Annotated in this window: 13 protein-coding genes; 7 read left to right on the forward strand and 6 right to left on the reverse strand. The window is 43.5% G+C overall.

Annotated features, from left to right (window positions below; translation table 11 throughout):
• Nucleotides 1-21 precede the first annotated feature (21 nt).
• The 5 genes from ITG10_RS01895 to ITG10_RS01915 all read right to left on the reverse strand — a co-directional run bounded on the left by ITG10_RS01895 (nucleotide 22) and on the right by ITG10_RS01915 (nucleotide 6,276).
• Nucleotides 22-2,874, reverse strand: coding sequence for an ImpA family metalloprotease (locus tag ITG10_RS01895; RefSeq protein WP_248386652.1), 2,853 nt, complete (start codon nucleotides 2,872-2,874; stop codon nucleotides 22-24).
• Nucleotides 2,875-3,098: 224 nt separating this feature from the next.
• Nucleotides 3,099-3,776: an ABC transporter permease gene (locus ITG10_RS01900; RefSeq protein WP_017062123.1), complete on the reverse strand. Its 678-nt coding sequence runs from the start codon at nucleotides 3,774-3,776 to the stop codon at nucleotides 3,099-3,101.
• A 2-nt stretch (nucleotides 3,777-3,778) separates the two neighbouring features.
• Nucleotides 3,779-4,519 (reverse strand): ABC transporter permease, encoded by a 741-nt coding sequence (locus ITG10_RS01905; protein WP_017630433.1) that lies wholly within the window; start codon nucleotides 4,517-4,519, stop codon nucleotides 3,779-3,781.
• A gap of 79 nt (nucleotides 4,520-4,598) precedes the next feature.
• Nucleotides 4,599-5,369: an ABC transporter substrate-binding protein gene (locus ITG10_RS01910; RefSeq protein ID WP_010437364.1), complete on the reverse strand. Its 771-nt coding sequence runs from the start codon at nucleotides 5,367-5,369 to the stop codon at nucleotides 4,599-4,601.
• A gap of 136 nt (nucleotides 5,370-5,505) precedes the next feature.
• On the reverse strand, nucleotides 5,506-6,276 hold the full coding sequence (locus ITG10_RS01915; RefSeq protein ID WP_004736532.1) for an ABC transporter ATP-binding protein: 771 nt from the start codon (nucleotides 6,274-6,276) through the stop codon (nucleotides 5,506-5,508).
• Nucleotides 6,277-7,068: 792 nt separating this feature from the next.
• Between ITG10_RS01915 and ITG10_RS01920 the strand changes: the two genes are divergently transcribed.
• From ITG10_RS01920 to ITG10_RS01940, 5 genes are all read left to right on the forward strand, one after another.
• A complete protein-coding gene (locus ITG10_RS01920; RefSeq protein ID WP_017630432.1) occupies nucleotides 7,069-8,610 on the forward strand; it encodes a DUF3360 family protein in 1,542 nt (513 codons plus the stop codon).
• A gap of 307 nt (nucleotides 8,611-8,917) precedes the next feature.
• Nucleotides 8,918-11,194, forward strand: a complete 2,277-nt coding sequence (pflB, locus tag ITG10_RS01925; protein ID WP_017631244.1) for a formate C-acetyltransferase — start codon at nucleotides 8,918-8,920, stop codon at nucleotides 11,192-11,194.
• A 201-nt stretch (nucleotides 11,195-11,395) separates the two neighbouring features.
• The gene (locus tag ITG10_RS01930) at nucleotides 11,396-12,397 is read left to right on the forward strand and encodes a lipid A deacylase LpxR family protein (RefSeq protein WP_017631243.1); all 1,002 of its coding nucleotides are present in this window, start codon (nucleotides 11,396-11,398) and stop codon (nucleotides 12,395-12,397) included.
• A gap of 164 nt (nucleotides 12,398-12,561) precedes the next feature.
• Entirely contained in the window at nucleotides 12,562-13,302 is a 741-nt protein-coding gene (pflA, locus tag ITG10_RS01935; protein ID WP_017631242.1) for a pyruvate formate lyase 1-activating protein, read from the forward strand.
• A 222-nt stretch (nucleotides 13,303-13,524) separates the two neighbouring features.
• Entirely contained in the window at nucleotides 13,525-14,025 is a 501-nt protein-coding gene (locus ITG10_RS01940) for a YfbU family protein (protein ID WP_017631241.1), read from the forward strand.
• A 95-nt stretch (nucleotides 14,026-14,120) separates the two neighbouring features.
• Here ITG10_RS01940 and ITG10_RS01945 read toward each other — a convergent pair whose 3' ends face one another.
• Complete coding sequence (locus ITG10_RS01945) at nucleotides 14,121-14,834, reverse strand: MipA/OmpV family protein (protein ID WP_017631240.1); 714 nt, start codon at nucleotides 14,832-14,834, stop codon at nucleotides 14,121-14,123.
• 396 nt (nucleotides 14,835-15,230) lie between these two features.
• Between ITG10_RS01945 and ITG10_RS01950 the strand changes: the two genes are divergently transcribed.
• Together ITG10_RS01950 and ITG10_RS01955 are read left to right on the forward strand one after the other, a co-directional pair.
• Complete coding sequence (locus ITG10_RS01950) at nucleotides 15,231-17,165, forward strand: PrkA family serine protein kinase (protein WP_017631239.1); 1,935 nt, start codon at nucleotides 15,231-15,233, stop codon at nucleotides 17,163-17,165.
• Between the two features lie 120 nt (nucleotides 17,166-17,285).
• Nucleotides 17,286-18,557 carry a YeaH/YhbH family protein gene (locus ITG10_RS01955; protein WP_017631238.1) on the forward strand — a complete coding sequence of 424 codons (1,272 nt, stop codon included), beginning with the start codon at nucleotides 17,286-17,288 and terminating at the stop codon, nucleotides 18,555-18,557.
• The last annotated feature ends 3 nt before the right edge of the window (nucleotides 18,558-18,560 follow it).

Below are 18,560 nucleotides of genomic sequence, written 5' to 3' on the forward strand. Positions count from 1 at the left end.
AAATCGGTTGCTACCGAGCTATCAAAGAGGCCAAACAGCACTTCCATCCACATCTAATGGATACTTCGCAAAGTCATCCAAGCAATAGCCAGTATTCTCAGAAGCAAAGTACTTAAGAGGCATGGTGGTTAAATTCAAACTTCCCACTTGCTGTTTCGCCTTATTCTCAAAGCTAAAGCCCCACATATCCAAGTACGCTCGCATATCTCGTTGAGTGACATAGCTCATCGCGATCAATTGCCAATCATCACTAGAAATAGCTTTTGCCTCTTCTAGAGTGTAATCAGAGAAACCTATCGAGCCTCGATTTGCACTCCATAGTTCTTCTGATTTTGCCAAACGATTAAACTCTCGCTCTATCGTATGCAAACGTCCCAGTAAGTGCCAACCCGTTGTCAAAATCCCCTGCTCTTGCGCCAACATCATCATCTGAATATAGATGCGTGCACCCCAACTCCAATTCGCTTGGTTCTGAGTAGCCATATAAGCATTCGGGTCGATTTCCAAACGACTCTGTTTAAGTATTTCGAATTGACCTTTGAAGTCTAAACCCTGGCAAGCAGATACCTTTCCCGTCTCTTGGTAATAACGAGACTTACTGTAATAGGAGTAGTAGTTCGTTGTTGAGTGACCTTCCCAACCAGAGAAACGAAAACGACTCTTCTCAAGCCCATGCCCTAATTCATGTAAATCACCGTGCCCTAGAGGATCAAAAGACCAATAAGCATCGTAAGGGTTTCCTGAACAGCCGTAACCACAGTTCGCTTGGTCGGCGTTCATATGCTTCACAATATCAATGGTTTCAACCTGCCAACCCTGATTTTCTGCGTATTGCTGAATTTCATCAATCACATCAATTCCAGGGCCTTCAAAACCAGCAAGCGCATGAGGTAAGTTATGAACGTAACGCTCTGTTGCTAATGCCATATCTTGTGGCTTATCCCATCGCGCAGGGCTTACCGAATCTTGCATTTTTTCTAGCTTTGAGTGAACTTCAAATCCCGGAGTAATCAGCTCAGCCCAATCAAAGTTTCCTTCCTCAAGCTGTGCAACAAAACTGTCGTTGTCTACCTCACTGCGCCAAACGGGGTGCTGCGCGACATTTTCAAAACGCAGCTCCACATCGGTATCATTGGTATCAAAATGAACCTGTAATGTTCCACCATAGGCTGAAGTGAGATAAATCGTCTCTCCCGTTTTCACTGGGTAGGTTACCGAAGTGAGAAATTTTGGCCGAGCGTAACCGTCATTGCCTGAAAACTCGTGTGTCGCGCCGCTACGCAATGTATTAAATGCAATAGACGTAGACACTTCGTTATTGTCTAAGCGAGTCACCTTGATTGTCTTACCCGGCAAGGCATACACACCAGCGGATCGGAAGTTTCTTTTAGACTCCAAGGCAATGGTTTTCGAGACGAGCGGTACATTCTCAAAACTCTTGGTACTAAAGTTCCCTAGACTTGGTTGCGCCGCGTTATACAGTCGACTGTTGTATGTTGCGTAATCACTGTAATAAGAACGAAGAAAATCAATCTTCTCTGTCACGCCTTTACCCATTGGGTACTGAACATCTTGACGGTAATGGTCAGCAAGTAGCAGTAACAGCTTTTCATATTCGTAATCATCCGTTGTAAACAGATCCACTTTCTTACTATCAAGCGATGTTAGATGGGAACGAATACTGTTTGCTGCAATATAGAACTCTTCATCCATATTGGATTCATCAGGGCAAGATTTGTCATCACAGGTATTCAAGTCAACAGTAAAACTGTCATCTTTCAATCTCTGTAAAAGTGCTTGTTGTTGAACAATGTTATCCGGAACCTGATTAATAAGCTGTGTAGAATCCCAATTAGACAGGCCGAGCTTACGCCAGTAGTTATCACCAACGTAGGTCATGTGCATTTCAGCGAACAAGGCATTACCTAAGTCCGTCATACCGCCATCAAGGTGCAGGTATAACACAGGAATATTGTTGCTAAACGCAAGGCGTATGCCCTTAAGAACATCGCCTATGCTATCGCCAGCATTAAGCTTTTGAGACACGATCAACAAATCAGGGTTATTAGCTTCAAGACACTGGCTTAACTGGCTGCCATCACAAGCGTTGTCAGCGTTGATAGCCATAGAAGCGTTAACATTGTCGGTTAACCAGTTTCGTGTCGCTTGGTCATCAGGAAAGTAATGAGACTGATCAAGCTGAGCTAACACGACATTCTGGGGTGCATCAGTACCTGAAACCCAAGTAACCAAATTCTTCAACCAAGTGTTCATCTCGTCATTAACAGAATCAGGGAAACGTTGCTTCGTTCTAAAAGGGTTACTCGCTAATGCTGCATAGCGACTTTTGTCTGATGTATAGCCAGCAATACCTATCACTAACTCTTGATCATCATACCCATCAATCATCGCTTTATTAGTTTTTAAGATGACATCATTAAAGCCATAGGTAGGTAAGATAATTGCTGTGTCATGGGTTGGATCCCAATGAAGATTGCGCAACGGCTCCCCATCTGAGCTTTGAGATAAAGCTTGTTTAACCAGATTGTAATCCGAGTTGTATCGAGTTACTAAAGCTTGGCTAGCTTCAATAAATTCATTAGAGTCAGTTACATACGAGGCATCGCCCGTGGACAATGCCTTTTGTACAGCTGTTTGTGGAGTAGGAGTAATATCAGGGTCACCGCTTCCGTCACCTCCGCTCCCTTCCCCACCAGAACCACCAGAACCACCAGAACCACCAGAACCACCAGAACCACCAGAACCACCAGAACCAGTTTGGGCACTTTCACCGCCGCTACCACCTCCGCATCCTAAAAGTGATAGGGCGATAACACAAAGAACCAAATTGGATAGTAAGTTACTCTTTTTCATCATTATTCCATACAACAACAAAATTTCGCCGAGTCTATCTATAGTTAAATCTAAAGCCATTATTCTAATGAATGTGTAAGCACAATTTGAAGCAAGTTAACTGTTTTGAAAAATCGATAGCTCTCCAAGGTGAATCTATCCAAAGCCATCACTGAGTTTTCTTGTGATACAAAAAAACGGCGCTATTAAAGCACCGTTTTATTAACTATATGGATACCATGCAATCAGCTAAGTGGTCTTAAGTAAGCAAGGAAACGTTTCTCTGCGAATTTGAAAATCGCAATGATGATGAACGTTAGCGCCATGTAGAACAGGCCTGCAGTTAAGAAAGACTCGAATGGAGCATAGTAACGTGAGTTAACCAGACGCGCTGCACCGGTTAGATCCATAATCGTTACGATACCCGCAACTGCTGAACCGTGAAGCATGAAGATCACTTCATTACTGTAAGCAGGTAATGCGCGACGTAGAGCACTTGGTAAAATGATACGACGGTAAGTCTTCGGTGTACTCATGCCGTAAGCTTTTGCTGCTTCAACTTCACCTTTCGGCAAGCCGTTAATCGCACCGCGAATGATCTCAGCAGTATAAGCTGACGTGTTAAGAATGAATGCCACCAAAGCACAGAACCATGCGTTTTCCCATAATGTGTCTTTTACTGGGAAGAATTGGTCCATACCGTAGTAAATCAGGTACAGCTGAACCAGTAATGGCGTACCACGGAAGAAATAGATGAATGACCAAGCCGGAGCATTAATCAGCATATTCGGACTGTTACGAGCGATAGCTAATGGTATGGCGACGAATAAGCCAATGATCAAAGCGACGCAAACCATCCAAGCCGTTGTCCATAAACCACCAAGGTAAATCGGCAGGCTTTCAATTATCAATGAAAAGTCCATAACTACCTCGCGTGGATACTGAATTTACGTTCAACCAGCTTAAGTAAGCCCGTCGAAACACTGGTAAAGAATAAGAAGATAATCGCCACTGTCATATAGAAGGTAAATGGCATTTTGGTTGAACCCGCCGCCAGTGCGCTAACACGTACCATGTCTTCTAAGCCGATAATAGAAACCAGCGCGGTGGTTTTAAGTAGTACCAGCCAGTTGTTACCAAAACCCGGTAAAGCGTGACGAATCATTTGTGGTAACAGAATACGACGGAACGCTAGTACAGGTCCCATGCCATAGGCTTTTGCTGCTTCCATTTCACCGCTATCAACTGCCATGATCGCACCGCGGAATGTTTCTGCCATATAGGCACCGAAGATAAAGCCTATGGTTAAGACACCAGCCACAAATGGGCTGACATCAATGTAATCAGGTAGGTAAGAGGTCCATTCGTGGTTAGGATCACTGGATGTGAACCACTCGTTGAGCCACTCATTGATGGAATACAAACTGTTGTTTAAAAGGATTTGTCCACCAAAGAAAATCAGCATCATCAATACGAGATCTGGAATGCCTCGAATGACGGTTGTGTAGAGGGTTGCAATAGCACGAGCCCAGCGATAAGGCGCGAGTTTTGCTAAGGCACCTAGCATACCAAGAACCATAGCTAAAATTAGCGACAGCAAGGCAACTTCGATTGTGAGCACCGCCCCTTTTAGGATCGACGCTTCATATCCTTGTAAATCAAACATAATGGATTCCAACAGAACTGCGAAAAAGTTGGTAAGACAGGGAGAGGAGAACCTCTCCCTTAAGAATTGACGCTAAAGATTACTGACCGTATACGTCGTAGTTGAAGTATTTAGCCGCGATATCTTGGTAGATGCCTTTTTCACGTAGTGAAAGGATTGCCGCATCTAATTGCTTAGTCAGATCTTTGTCTTGCTTACGTAGAGCAATACCAAAACCTTCACCGAACCACTTAGGATCAGTTAGTGATGGACCAACGAATTCGTAGTCTTCACCACCCGCTTTGTTCAGCACGCCTTCTTCTAGAGCAGATGCATCACCTAGTACAGCAGCAACACGACCGTTTGCTAGATCAAGGTAAGCTTCATCGAATGAACCGTAACGAACGATCTCTACTGTATCGCCGTAGTTGTCTGTTAGGTATTTATCGTGAGTTGTTGCACGTTGAACGGCAATCTTTTGACCGCTTAGATCATCAAAGTTAAGGCCTGCACCTTTCTTAGCGATGAACTTGTTTGGGATAAGTGCGTATTTACCAGTGAAGTCGATTTTTTTCTTACGTTCTTCCGTGATAGACATTGCCGCAATGATCGCATCATATTTACGAGCAAGTAGAGAAGGAATAATACCATCCCAGTCTTGTGCAACGATCTTACACTGCACCTGCATTTCAGTACAAAGCGCGTTAGCCATATCAACATCGAAGCCTTTCAGTGAACCGTCAGCTTCTGTCCAGCTAAATGGAGGGTAAGCACCTTCAATACCAAAGCGTACTGTTTTCCATTCTTTTGCTTGAGCTACGCCCGTTGCAGCAGTTGCAGCAAGTGCCGCGACTAATAACCACTTTTTCATATCCCTACTCCTGTGATTTAGGTTTTTATGTTTTGCTAGTTTTAATATTGTGTTTGTTGTTGCTTATTAACTTACTTGTTGTGTTTTATTGTTCACACCGTCGCTATTTACCTTGGCAACGGCATTTCAATTCTGATTAGTAAATCGATGAGATAAATTGTTGTAAACGCTCAGATTCAGGTTCCGTAAACAGTTTAGCTGGATCGCCCTGTTCTTCCACTAGACCTTGGTGCAGGAACATCACATGGTTTGATACGTCACGAGCAAAAGCCATTTCATGTGTTACCACAAGCATGGTTCTTCCTTCTTCTGCTAGATCGCGCATTACACCAAGCACTTCCCCTACTAACTCAGGGTCGAGTGCCGATGTTGGTTCATCAAACAGCATCACTTCAGGATCAACGGCTAACGCTCGAGCAATTGCCGCACGTTGTTGTTGTCCACCTGATAAATGACCTGGGTAGTAATCTTTGCGCTCATACAAGCCTACTTTTTTAAGTAGTAGTTCTGCATTTTCAATCGCTTGAGCTTTAGGTACACCTAATACGTGAACGGGGGCTTCGATAACATTTTCGAGAACGGTCAGGTGAGACCAAAGATTGAAGCCTTGAAAAACCATCGCTAAGCGAGAACGGATTCGCTGTACTTGTTTTTCATTAGCAGGAACAGATACACCTTGGCGGTTGTTTTTCATTTGAATTAATTCGCCATTAACCCAAATTTCGCCTGCGGTTGGTGTTTCTAAAAGGTTGATACATCTAAGGAAAGTACTTTTACCCGACCCTGAAGATCCGATAATTGATACAACATCGCCTTTATGCGCAGAAAGTGAAATTCCCTTTAAAACTTCATTTTGACCAAACGTTTTGTGTAGATCCTTTATGTCCAGCGCTGGTACATCTTTCATGCGCTTTCTCTCCCAAGTTTGTGAAAATGCAAGGTACTCCGACCTTTTCATGCGATACAAACTAGCACCACACGAAACAACATGCAACAAATTATTAACCTAATAAATTGGAATAAATAGCGATTCACTCTGACTTATTATGCAAAAGGTAGCGTTTTCGCCTCAATTTAATGAATGAGTTCTATCAATAAGCTGTAATTACATCCCTTACATTGTTTAAATAAAGTTAACCAAAATGAGATTCCCGTAGCTTGATGTCTCACAAGAAAAACAAGTTTTGTGAACTTAGATACGCCGAGATCTGCAAAATATAATCTGCACGCTCAACGCTACATACACACCATAAGGAACAATTATTTTAAGGTTATTACATTGTAAGCATTTCACTGGGAACAGTTGGGAAGCAAGTAATAGTGAAATAACTCAGTAAGAATTGAGTATTGAACTCGAGCCACGACGACAAAGGCTCGAAGAAGATAGGTAAACGTCAATTTGTGAAAACTAATTACACGATTCATCAATGGTACGTTAATGAATCGCTTCGTTTTGTAGCTTTCTTTCACATACACTCATAAAGTGATCAAGATCAATCACCCTAAAGGGTAAGCTTGTTAGACTCCTCAGCAAAGAATAAGGCATTAAAAATGCCAAACATTTCTTTTAACTTAGCTGCATAAAGCACATCAAAACCGTGCAACATAATGTTAATGAGTTATAACTAAGAAATAACGCAATTACGCGAAATTATAGAATTCAATTTTAGAATTACTAACATAAAAATATGAGGAATCTATGTCAGACGTTGTGAATAATGCGAACTCTGAAGTAGAAGAGAAAAGCTATAAAGAGCTACACCGTCCTGCTTCTGAATTTGAGAGCCGCTCAGATTATCTAGATCACGAGCTTCAAATCATGAAGCCTCGCCGCTTCGGCCTAAACCTTCCTGGTCGTGACTTCCGCTTTGAACTTGAAGATCTTGTTCCTGCACTTGCTGGTACTATTGGTATCATCGCGATGTACTCTGCAGTAATGATGTCTTGGGCTGACGGCCTGACTCAAGCTTGGGATCACGTAAACCTAGGTAAAGAGTTTGCGATTGAAGTCGCTCGTGTAGAAATGCTTATCCCTGCACTATTGTTCTGTATCCTAGCTTCTGGTTTCTTTAACCCTAAAGCAAACCTTGCCGGTAACCACGGCCCAATGATTCCTCTTATTGGTACCATCGCTCTAGCTGGTGCTCACCCTCTTGCATTGGCAATCCTTATCGGTGTCTTTGGTCTTATCCTAAGTTTCCTAAAAGGCGGCTCCAAGCTGGTTAACCTGACTTCTGAAGGTACCGCTGGTGGCTTGCTCATTTTCTTAGGCCTAACCGGTACAATGAGCCAAATCAACTCAATTCAAGAATGGGCGGTTGGTCTTCAATCTTCTACTGTTGAAGCGGGTAGCATGGGTTACGTTGGTTTAATCGTTCTTGCTATTACTATTGCAATTTACGCTTTCCTAGCAAAAGTGAACAAGCGTTGGTTGGCTATCCCAGTGTGTGCATTCACAGGCCTTGCTATTGCATTAGTATTAGGCGCTGGCTTCGACATCGTATTCGAAACTGAAATGGGCATTCCAAACCTAAACCCAGTTTACTGGTGGGGTTCTACTTCTGAAGGTTGGATGCTTGGCTTGCCAAACGTTGAACACTTCATTGCATCTCTACCATTTGCAATTCTTGCTGTAGCAATGTGGTCACCAGACTTCCTAGGTCACCGTATCTTCCAAGAACTTAACTACCCTAAAAAGTCTGAAAAAGTGCTTATGGACGTAGATGACACAATGACTATGTGTTCAGTTCGTCAAATGGTTGGTACTGCGGTTGGTGGTGGTAACATCACTTCTTCTTGGGGTACTTACATGATCCCAGCAGCAATCGCGAAACGTCCAATTCCTGGCGGCGCAATCTTGCTTGGTTCTCTATGTATTATTGTTGCGATTCTTGGTTTCCCAATGGACGTTGCAGTGTGGCCACCAGTGATGCGTGTTGCGCTACTTGTAGGTGTATCTCTACCTCTACTTGAAGCGGGTATGCAAATGGTTAAGGATTCTAAAGATTCTCAAGCGGCTGGTATCTGTATCTTCGGTTCTGCGGTTGTTAACCCAGTTCTAGCATGGGCATTGACTATGCTTCTAGATAACAACGGTCTAATTGGTGATAAAGAGCGTGCTAAGCGTCTATCATTTGTAGACAAGATTGTTATCCCAGTTGGTGTTTTAGTTATCTGTCTAGTAGCAATGCTTGCAGTTGGTATGCTAGAAAGCCAATATGGTCTAAAAGCTTGGCTATAATAGTCCTTACTACACAAAAGTAGTATTCTGATTAAAAAAAAGTTTGGGTGGCAACCCCTGTCACTCAAATTTTTTCAACTTTTTTTGGCATTTATTGATTTAGTTTAAGGTTTGCAGGAATTTTTTAGCGTAGTCTTGAATTCATAGAGTAAAGACAACATATAAAAAGTAGTGACAATATATATAACCATATGACGCTTATATGCTCATATATATTGTTATTAATAAGAGTGTACTACCCTTACGAGGGGCGCTGGCTCAACAGTGTTAATGTACGTATTTTTTCTACTAAAAAGGTAGGTATGTCATGGCAGAGCAATTTGCTAAAGCTTGGGAAGATTTTGCTGCAGGTGAGTGGCAAAGCGAAGTAAACGTTCGTGATTTCATTCAAAAGAACTACACGCCGTATGAAGGCGACGAGTCTTTCCTAGTTTCTGAGGGTACTGAAGCAACTAACAAGCTTTGGTCTTCGGTAATGGAAGGTATCAAACAGGAAAACGCAACTAAAGCACCTGTAGATTTCGATACTTCTGTTATCTCTACCATTACTGCTCACGATGCAGGTTACATTGAGAAAGATCTTGAGACTATCGTTGGTCTACAAACTGAGAAGCCACTAAAACGTGCAATCATCCCTAACGGTGGTGTACGTATGGTTGAAGGTTCTTGTAAAGCATACGGTGAAACTCTTGACCCAATGGTTTCAAAAATCTACTCAGAATACCGCAAAACACACAATGCGGGCGTTTTCGATATCTACACTCCTGATATCCTAAAATGTCGTAAGTCTGGTGTTCTGACTGGTCTTCCTGATGCTTACGGCCGTGGTCGTATCATCGGTGACTACCGTCGTGTTGCACTTTACGGTATTGATTTCCTAATGAAAGACAAAGCTGCTCAATTCGCTTCTCTTCAAGAGCAGTTCGAAAACGGCGAAGATCTTTCTGCAACAATGCAACTGCGTGAAGAGATCTCTGAGCAACACCGTGCTCTAGGTCAAATCAAGCAAATGGCTGAGAAATACGGTTTCGATATCTCTGAGCCAGCTCAAACTGCTCAAGAAGCTATCCAGTGGACTTACTTCGGCTACCTAGCTGCTGTTAAGTCTCAAAACGGTGCTGCAATGTCTCTAGGCCGTACTTCGAGCTTCCTAGATATCTACATCGAGCGTGATATCGCTGCTGGCAAGATCACTGAAGAACAAGCACAAGAAATGATCGACCACTTCGTAATGAAGCTGCGTATGGTTCGTTTCCTACGTACTCCTGAGTACGATGAGCTGTTCTCTGGCGACCCAATCTGGGCAACAGAGTCTATGGGTGGTATGGGTATCGACGGTCGTACGCTAGTAACGCGTTCGAACTTCCGTTTCCTAAACTCTCTATACACTATGGGTCCTTCTCCAGAGCCAAACATCACTGTTCTTTGGTCTGAGCAACTACCTGACGGCTTCAAGCGTTTCTGTGCGAAGGTATCTATCGATACTTCTTCTATCCAGTACGAAAATGATGACCTAATGCGTCCTGACCTAGAGTCTGATGATTACGCTATCGCTTGTTGTGTATCTCCAATGATCGTTGGTAAGCAAATGCAGTTCTTCGGTGCTCGTGCTAACCTTGCGAAAACAATGCTTTACGCAATCAACGGCGGTGTGGACGAAAAACTTAAGATGCAAGTTGGTCCTGTTTCAGACAAGATCACTGACGAAGTTCTTAACTACGATGACGTAATGGGTCGCCTAGACACATTCATGGACTGGTTAGCTAAGCAATACGTGACTGCACTAAACAGCATTCACTACATGCACGACAAGTACAGCTACGAAGCGTCTCTAATGGCTCTTCATGACCGTGACGTTCGTCGTACTATGGCTTGTGGTATCGCTGGTCTTTCTGTTGCTGCTGACTCACTGTCTGCAATTAAGTTTGCTAAAGTGAAGCCAATCCGTGACGAAGACGGTATCGCAACTGACTTCGAAATCGAAGGCGATTACCCTAAATACGGTAACAACGACTCTCGTGTAGATGATATCGCTTGTGAACTAGTTTCTACGTTCATGAACAAGATCCGTAAGCTTAAGACTTACCGTAACTCTATCCCTACACAGTCAGTTCTTACTATTACGTCTAACGTTGTATACGGTAAGAAAACTGGTAACACTCCAGACGGTCGTCGTGCTGGCGCTCCTTTCGCTCCTGGTGCAAACCCAATGCACGGTCGCGATGAGAAAGGTGCTGTAGCTTCACTAACGTCTGTAGGTAAACTACCGTTTGCTGACGCACAAGATGGTATCTCTTACACGTTCTCTATCGTGCCAAACGCACTAGGTAAAGAACTTGATAGCCAACGTGCTAACCTTGCAGGCCTAATGGATGGTTACTTCCACCACGAAGCTGGCATTGAAGGTGGTCAACACCTTAACGTTAACGTTCTTAACCGCGACACTCTAGAAGACGCAGTTAAGCACCCTGAGAAATACCCTCAGCTAACAATCCGTGTATCTGGTTACGCTGTTCGCTTTAACTCTCTAACTGCAGAGCAACAAGCTGACGTAATCGCACGTACATTTACTGAGTCTCTATAAGCTTTACGCTTAATAGACAGTAAATAATATTAGCCTCGCCAATGTGCGGGGCTTTTTTATATCCGTTGTAAATCGCACACGCTTAACCCATCCCTCGAAGTGTTAGATTGAGCAAAAAAGCACCCTGCCATTCACTTTTTTTCCACAAATTCTGTCAAATTACGGTAATATCGCGGTTCATAATTTAAGAGTAACTGCTCCATGAAATACCTGCGTTGTTTACCCCTGATTCTTCTCTCTTTCTCATCTTTAGCATCTGAGCGTTCTACGCTGACTTTTGCTTTAGATAATGATGGTATTTTTGGTGTCGACCAAGACTATACCAACGGCTTATTTCTGGGTTACACATCATCAAGTATTACGCCATACAACTGGGTAAAACCATTGAGTCTTTCCTACTGGGGCGCAAGCTCTCTAGATAAGTGGGAAATCAACATTGGCCACAAAATGTATACGCCTTCAGATATTGAGTTGGAAACACCATCTGCCAATGATCGTCCGTATGCAGGTTACCTACACACAGAATTCAACTACATTAGCTTGAACCCACAACAAGCTCAGCGTTTTAACATCACGTTTGGTACAACAGGCGAACGTGCACTGTCTGAAGATGCTCAAAAGCTGGTTCACTCAATCACAAAATCAGATGAGCCTATGGGCTGGGAATATCAAGTTGATGATGAGTGGGCGGGAAGCGTTGGTTACCTAAGCCATTTCAACTTAATGCGTAATCAAGCACTAGCAAATACAGACTTCGAGATCTCTAACGTTTCAGAAATCAACGTCGGTAACTTTAGAAGTGACATTTCAACGGGCTTCATGTTCCGTTGGGGTACAGACCTAGGTGGTAACTTTGGTGCGGCGAACATCAGCACCGAAAATCCATTCAAAGCCGGTATGATCGGCGCATCAAACACAGGTTGGTTTACCTATGCAGGCCTTGAAGGTCGTTACCGATTTAACGATCTAACAATCGAAGGCGATCGCTCTGGTGTAAATGAATATTCTGATAAAAACGGCCTAGATCCTGCAATCTACGATGTGACATTAGAGAACGTTCAAGCAACCGCAGTGCTTGGTGTGGCTTGGTATAACCAATACGTTGGTGCATCCTTCGCACTTACGGCAAAAACCCCTGATTACAAAGAAGCAAAAGAGTCAGTGTACACCACTGGCGGTATCACAATGTTTGCGTTCTTCTAGCCACCAGTAAGGGCTTTCGTCCTTCACTGTTCAAGTTCAATAAGGGCAATCATCTTCACAGGTGATTGCCCTTATTTTTAAAGACCTCGTTACCATTTGACCCTATTTTATGTACCGTTTTTGTAATAAAATAAAGGGTATAAATTCCTCTACGAGAATAGCTCATGTCTACAACTGGTCGCATTCACTCATTCGAATCTTGTGGTACTGTCGATGGCCCTGGTATCCGCTTTATTGTGTTTCTTCAAGGCTGCTTAATGCGCTGTATGTACTGCCACAATCGCGATACATGGGATCTTCATGACGGAAAGGAAGTAACGGTCGAAGAGATCATTAACGAAGCAAAATCATACCGTCATTTCATGAAAGCTTCTGGCGGTGGTATCACTTGTTCAGGTGGCGAAGCGATGCTACAGCCTGAGTTTGTTCGTGACTTTTTCCGTGCAGCTCAAGCCGAAGGCATTCACACTTGTCTTGATACTAATGGCTACATTCGTAAGCACACAGAAGTGGTTGATGAAGTACTAGAAGCCTCTGATCTAGTGATGCTTGATCTTAAGCACATGCGAGACGAGATTCACCACGATTTCATTGGTGTATCAAACCGACGTACTCTGGATTTTGCACGCTACCTGCACAAAATCGGCAAGAAAACTTGGATTCGCTATGTGATTGTTCCTGGTTACACGGATACAGCTGAAGATGCACATCTTCTTGGTGAATTCATTAAAGATATGGACAACATCGAGAAAGTAGAACTGCTTCCATACCACAAGCTTGGTGCTCACAAATGGGAAGCGCTGGGTCACGACTACCCACTTGATGGTGTTAACCCGCCAAGTAAAGAAAAAATGGATGAAATTGTCGCTGTTCTTAGTCAGTACCATTCAAACGTAAAATACTAATACCGACGGTTTTCAAAGCCTGTTTCAAACGCCTCAATTTCGATTGGGGCGTTTTCTTTTTTGAGCCAAACAATCCTTTCACTTTTCTTTACAACTTTTGTTTATCAATTCAAAAAATCATATTAAATCCGTGTTGAGATCATGTTTCCACTCGTAGGAATGCTGTTACTCTTACTGCAACAAAAGAATACAACATTTAAGTTTTTTAGTGAGGCTCCTCCCATGGAAATGACCAATGCTCAGCGTCTAATTCTATCAAATCAATACTACCTAATGTCTCAAATGGATCCTGAGAACTCAGCTAAATACCAACGTCTACAAACGATTGTAGAACGTGGTTACGAACTCCAAATGCGTGAGCTTAACAAAGAATTTGGTTGTTTGACTGAAGCAGAATGTCGCGAAATTATCGACATCATGGAGATGTACCATGCAATGCAAGAGTCAAACAAAATGCTAGCAGAACAAGAGCGCGCTGAAGTTGATCAACGCCGCCTACAGTTCTTAGGTTTTGATATCGCTTCTGAAGCGCAAATCGTACACTACGTGCGTTTCCTTGTTGACTCTGAAGGTCTTTACCCTCAATTCGACAAAGCTGATCACCACTTCAATAGCCAAATGCCAATGCTAGACAAATACCGTCGCATGCTAACAACATGGCGCAACTGCCCTCGTCAGTACCACCTATGTGCGACAGAGCTGTCTCAAATCTTCAGTGCTTAATGCGTGAAAAGATAAGCCTCAATTTGGCTTATAAAGTTTCAAATAAAAAGGGTTACTCACATGAGTAACCCCTTTTTATATTCGCTTCTTGTTAACTAGAAAACGTAAGCAACACCGACGTTGGCCGCCATATTAATCCCGCTTTCAAGGATTGGGCTGTTCTCGATATCACCTTCTAGATTGGTGTAACGAACGCCGCCAGTCACTCGAACATTCGGTGTTACATGTAAGTAACCACCTAAACCAATAAAGTACTGGCCGTCCCAATCTGCATCGAACTCATTCAAGTTCGTTCTCGACGCTTCTGCCGAGCTCACACCATACAAGTGGTTGTTCAAGCGTTCACTGTTATAAGCGTAACCAATAGATGGAGTAATCGCCCAACCATTGCGACGAATAGGAAGACGCCACGCTGCTTCCGCATAAATACCGTTGTGTTTAAAGCCTAAATCCGACCCCGCCGTCGCTTCAAACATCCCCACCATAGTGATCACTTGATAGCTTACGCCACCCAATACTGAAGCTTCACGCTCATCTAATTTCTGAATATCAACGTTATCAGAATCACCCGGCTTTAATGTTCTTGAATCGTACACAGCACGAAAGACGATGTTTTGCGGTGAACCCGCAGGGAGTAAACGATAGCCAGCACTGAAACCACGCATGAAAAAGTGCTCGCCTTCATAACCAATCATTGGAATAACTGCGCGGTTTGACGGCGTATCTTTATAAACAGCAGGAGAATAGGAAGCAGCCACACCCAATGACCATTGTGATATTTTTGCGTGTGTAGCTGTCGCCATGAACATTGTCGTTCCAACAAAGGCGATTTTTAACCAGAGACTCTTCACTATTTCTACCTATTTTTTAAGCGATTTTTGATAACGCCGCGCATTATATGGTATTTCATTCCAAAAAATCAATAAGGCTTCGTTATACATCCAATACGCATAAATCCACAGCAAGAATTGGAAAGCCGCCTAAAATCATAAAACAAACCGTCGATACCCCATGAATGTAAAATAATTCGATTCCTCTCGGTTCAAGTTGCCCATTGCTTTCGTTAGCCATTCAACACGCAAAATTGTAAATAAATACATAATTGTTAAGCAAAATTGTGGAAGCGGGTCTAACCTTAAAATGTAGGGAGAGCCTATTTTTCAATCGCTCGTCAGTTTTGACTGGTTAACAAGGGGAATGTGACTATGAGTATATTTGACCACTATCAATCACGTTATGAAGCAGCCAAGGAAGAAGAGCTGACACTGCAAGAGTTCTTGGCGCTGTGTAAAGACGATAAAAGTGCTTACGCTAACGCTGCGGAACGCTTACTTCTTGCCATCGGCGAACCGGAGGTCATTGACACCGCTCAAGACCCTCATCTCAGTCGTATTTTCTCGAACCGAGTCATATCTCGCTACCGTGAATTTGAAGATTTTTACGGCATGGAAGACGCGATTGAACAGATTGTTTCTTACCTAAAACATGCGGCTCAAGGCCTAGAAGAACGCAAACAGATCCTTTACTTACTTGGCCCTGTGGGCGGTGGTAAATCTTCACTTGCTGAAAAACTCAAAGCCCTGATGCAAAAGCTACCCATTTATGTATTGTCTGCTGACGGTGAACGAAGCCCAGTAAACGATCACCCATTCTGTCTGTTCGATGTCAACGAAGACGGTGACTTACTGAAGAATGAATATGGCATTGAGAAACGCTACCTTCGCTCGATTATGTCTCCGTGGGCAGCGAAACGTCTCCATGATTTTGGCGGCGATATTTCTAAATTCAAAGTCATCAAACTGCGCCCTTCTATTCTCGATCAAGTTGCGATTGCGAAAACAGAGCCAGGTGATGAAAACAACCAAGATATTTCATCTCTGGTAGGTAAAGTTGATATTCGTAAGCTTGAGCACTTCTCTCAAGATGACCCAGATGCCTACAGCTACTCTGGTGCGCTATGTAAAGCAAACCAAGGTCTGATGGAATTCGTGGAGATGTTCAAGGCACCAATCAAGGTATTGCATCCTCTACTAACAGCGACTCAAGAAGGTAACTTCAATGGTACTGAAGGGCTTTCTGCACTACCATTCGACGGCATGATTCTGGCTCACTCGAACGAATCTGAGTGGCAGACCTTCCGTAACAACAAGAACAATGAAGCCTTCCTCGACCGTGTGTACATTGTAAAAGTCCCTTACTGTCTGCGTGTGTCTGAAGAAGTTAAGATCTACAAGAAACTGCTTGAGCACAGTGAGCTATCCCAAGCGCCTTGCTCACCAAGCACACTCGATCTGCTATCGCAATTCAGCATCCTGTCGAGACTGAAAGAGCCTGAAAACTCTTCTCTATTCTCTAAGATGCGTGTTTACGATGGTGAAACCCTAAAAGACACCGATCCAAAAGCGAAGAGCTACCAAGAGTACCGTGACTATGCGGGTGTTGACGAAGGCATGTCTGGTCTATCAACACGTTTCGCCTTTAAGATCCTGTCTCGAGTGTTCAACTTTGACCAAGCCGAAGTGGCCGCAAACCCGGTTCACCTGTTCTACGTGATTGAGCAGCAAATCGAACGTGAGCAATTCCCTCAAGAGACCGCTGAGAAGTACCTAGAGTTCTTGAAAGGATACCTAGTGCCACGCTACGTAGAGTTCATCGGTAAAGAAATTCAAACCGCATACCTAGAGTCTTACTCTGAGTACGGTCAGAATATCTTCGACCGTTACGTAACCTACGCTGACTTCTGGATTCAAGACCAAGAGTACCGCGATCCAGAAACAGGCCAACTATTTGACCGTGCTTCTCTAAATGGTGAACTAGAGAAAATCGAGAAAACAGCCGGTATCAGTAACCCTAAAGACTTCCGAAATGAGATTGTAAACTTTGTGCTTCGTGCCAAAGCCAACAATAACGGTCAAAACCCAGTTTGGACGAGCTACGAGAAACTGCGCACTGTGATTGAGAAGAAAATGTTCTCTAACACAGAAGAGCTGCTTCCTGTTATTTCGTTCAATGCTAAGACCTCAACGGATGATCAGAAAAAACACGACGACTTCGTTGCTCGTATGATGGAAAAAGGCTACACCGAGAAACAAGTTAGACTGCTATCTGAGTGGTATCTAAGAGTTCGTAAATCCTCATAAACCAAACTGTATTGAGCTGCTCACGTGAGCAGCTCGTACAAAGCAATAACTCTTATATCCTAATAACTCTTATACCCTAATAAAAAGTAGGATCGTGACATCAGCTGAGAGGGAGTTCTTATGGCACAATTTATCGATCGGAGGCTCAATGGCAAGAATAAGAGTGCTGTAAATAGACAGCGATTCTTACGACGCCATAAAGAGCAAATCAAAGAATCTGTGGCCGATGCAGTCAACCGACGCTCAATCACCAATACTGAAACTGGTGAGGACGTCACTATTCCTCATAAAGACATCAAAGAGCCAAGCTTTCACCAAGGTCAAGGCGGCGTAAGAGAACGTGTTCACCCTGGTAATGATCAGTTCATCACTGGCGACAAAATTGAGCGCCCTAAAGGCGGTGGTCAAGGTGGTGGTTCAGGCCAAGGTGATGCAAGCCCTGATGGCGAAGGCCAAGATGAATTTACCTTCCAAATTTCAAAAGATGAGTATCTTGATATTCTCTTTGAAGATTTAGCTCTGCCTAATCTAGAGAAGAATCAGGTCAACAAGATCACCGAATGGAAAACCCACCGCTCTGGTTACCAAAGTGCGGGGATTCCATCCAACATCGCTATCGTACGTTCACTGCAGCAATCCCTTGCCCGTAGAACCGCGATGACAGCAGGTAAAAAGCGCGAGCTTAACCTACTGATGGAGGAACTTGACCAAGTAAAAATGACGGAACCGGCACAACCCTTCGAAGAGAGTCGCTTGAAAGAAGAGATTGCCGAGCTACGCAAAAAAATTGAAAACGTGCCATTCATTGATACCTTCGACTTACGTTTTAAAAACTATGAGAAGCGCCCTATTCCATCTAGCCAAGCGGTAATGTTCTGTTTGATGGATGTGTCAGGCTCAATGGATCAAGCCACCAAAGACATTGCAAAACGCTTCTACGTACTGCTTTATTTGTTTCTCAATCGTACCTACGAAAACGTCGATGTGGTGTTTATTCGTCACCATACTCAAGCAAAAGAAGTCGACGAGCATGAGTTCTTCTACTCACAAGAAACGGGCGGCACCATCGTTTCTAGTGCACTGAAATTAATGAAAGAAATTGTCGCAGACCGTTACCCAGCTAATGAGTGGAATATCTATGCGGCACAAGCTTCTGATGGTGATAACTGGGCTGATGACTCGCCTCGTTGTAAGGAGCTGTTGGTCAACACGCTTCTGCCAACTTGTCAGTATTACTCTTATATCGAAATCACACGCCGCTCTCACCAAACGCTTTGGCACGAGTATGAGAAGTTAGAAGCGAGCTTCGACAACTTCGCGATGAAAAACATTAAAACGGTGGATGATATCTTTCCTGTGTTTAGAGAACTGTTCCAGAAAGAGACAGCGTAAGGG

The sequence above is a fragment of the Vibrio sp. ED004 genome (assembly GCF_023206395.1).
In the GTDB taxonomy this organism is placed as follows: Bacteria; Pseudomonadota; Gammaproteobacteria; order Enterobacterales; family Vibrionaceae; genus Vibrio.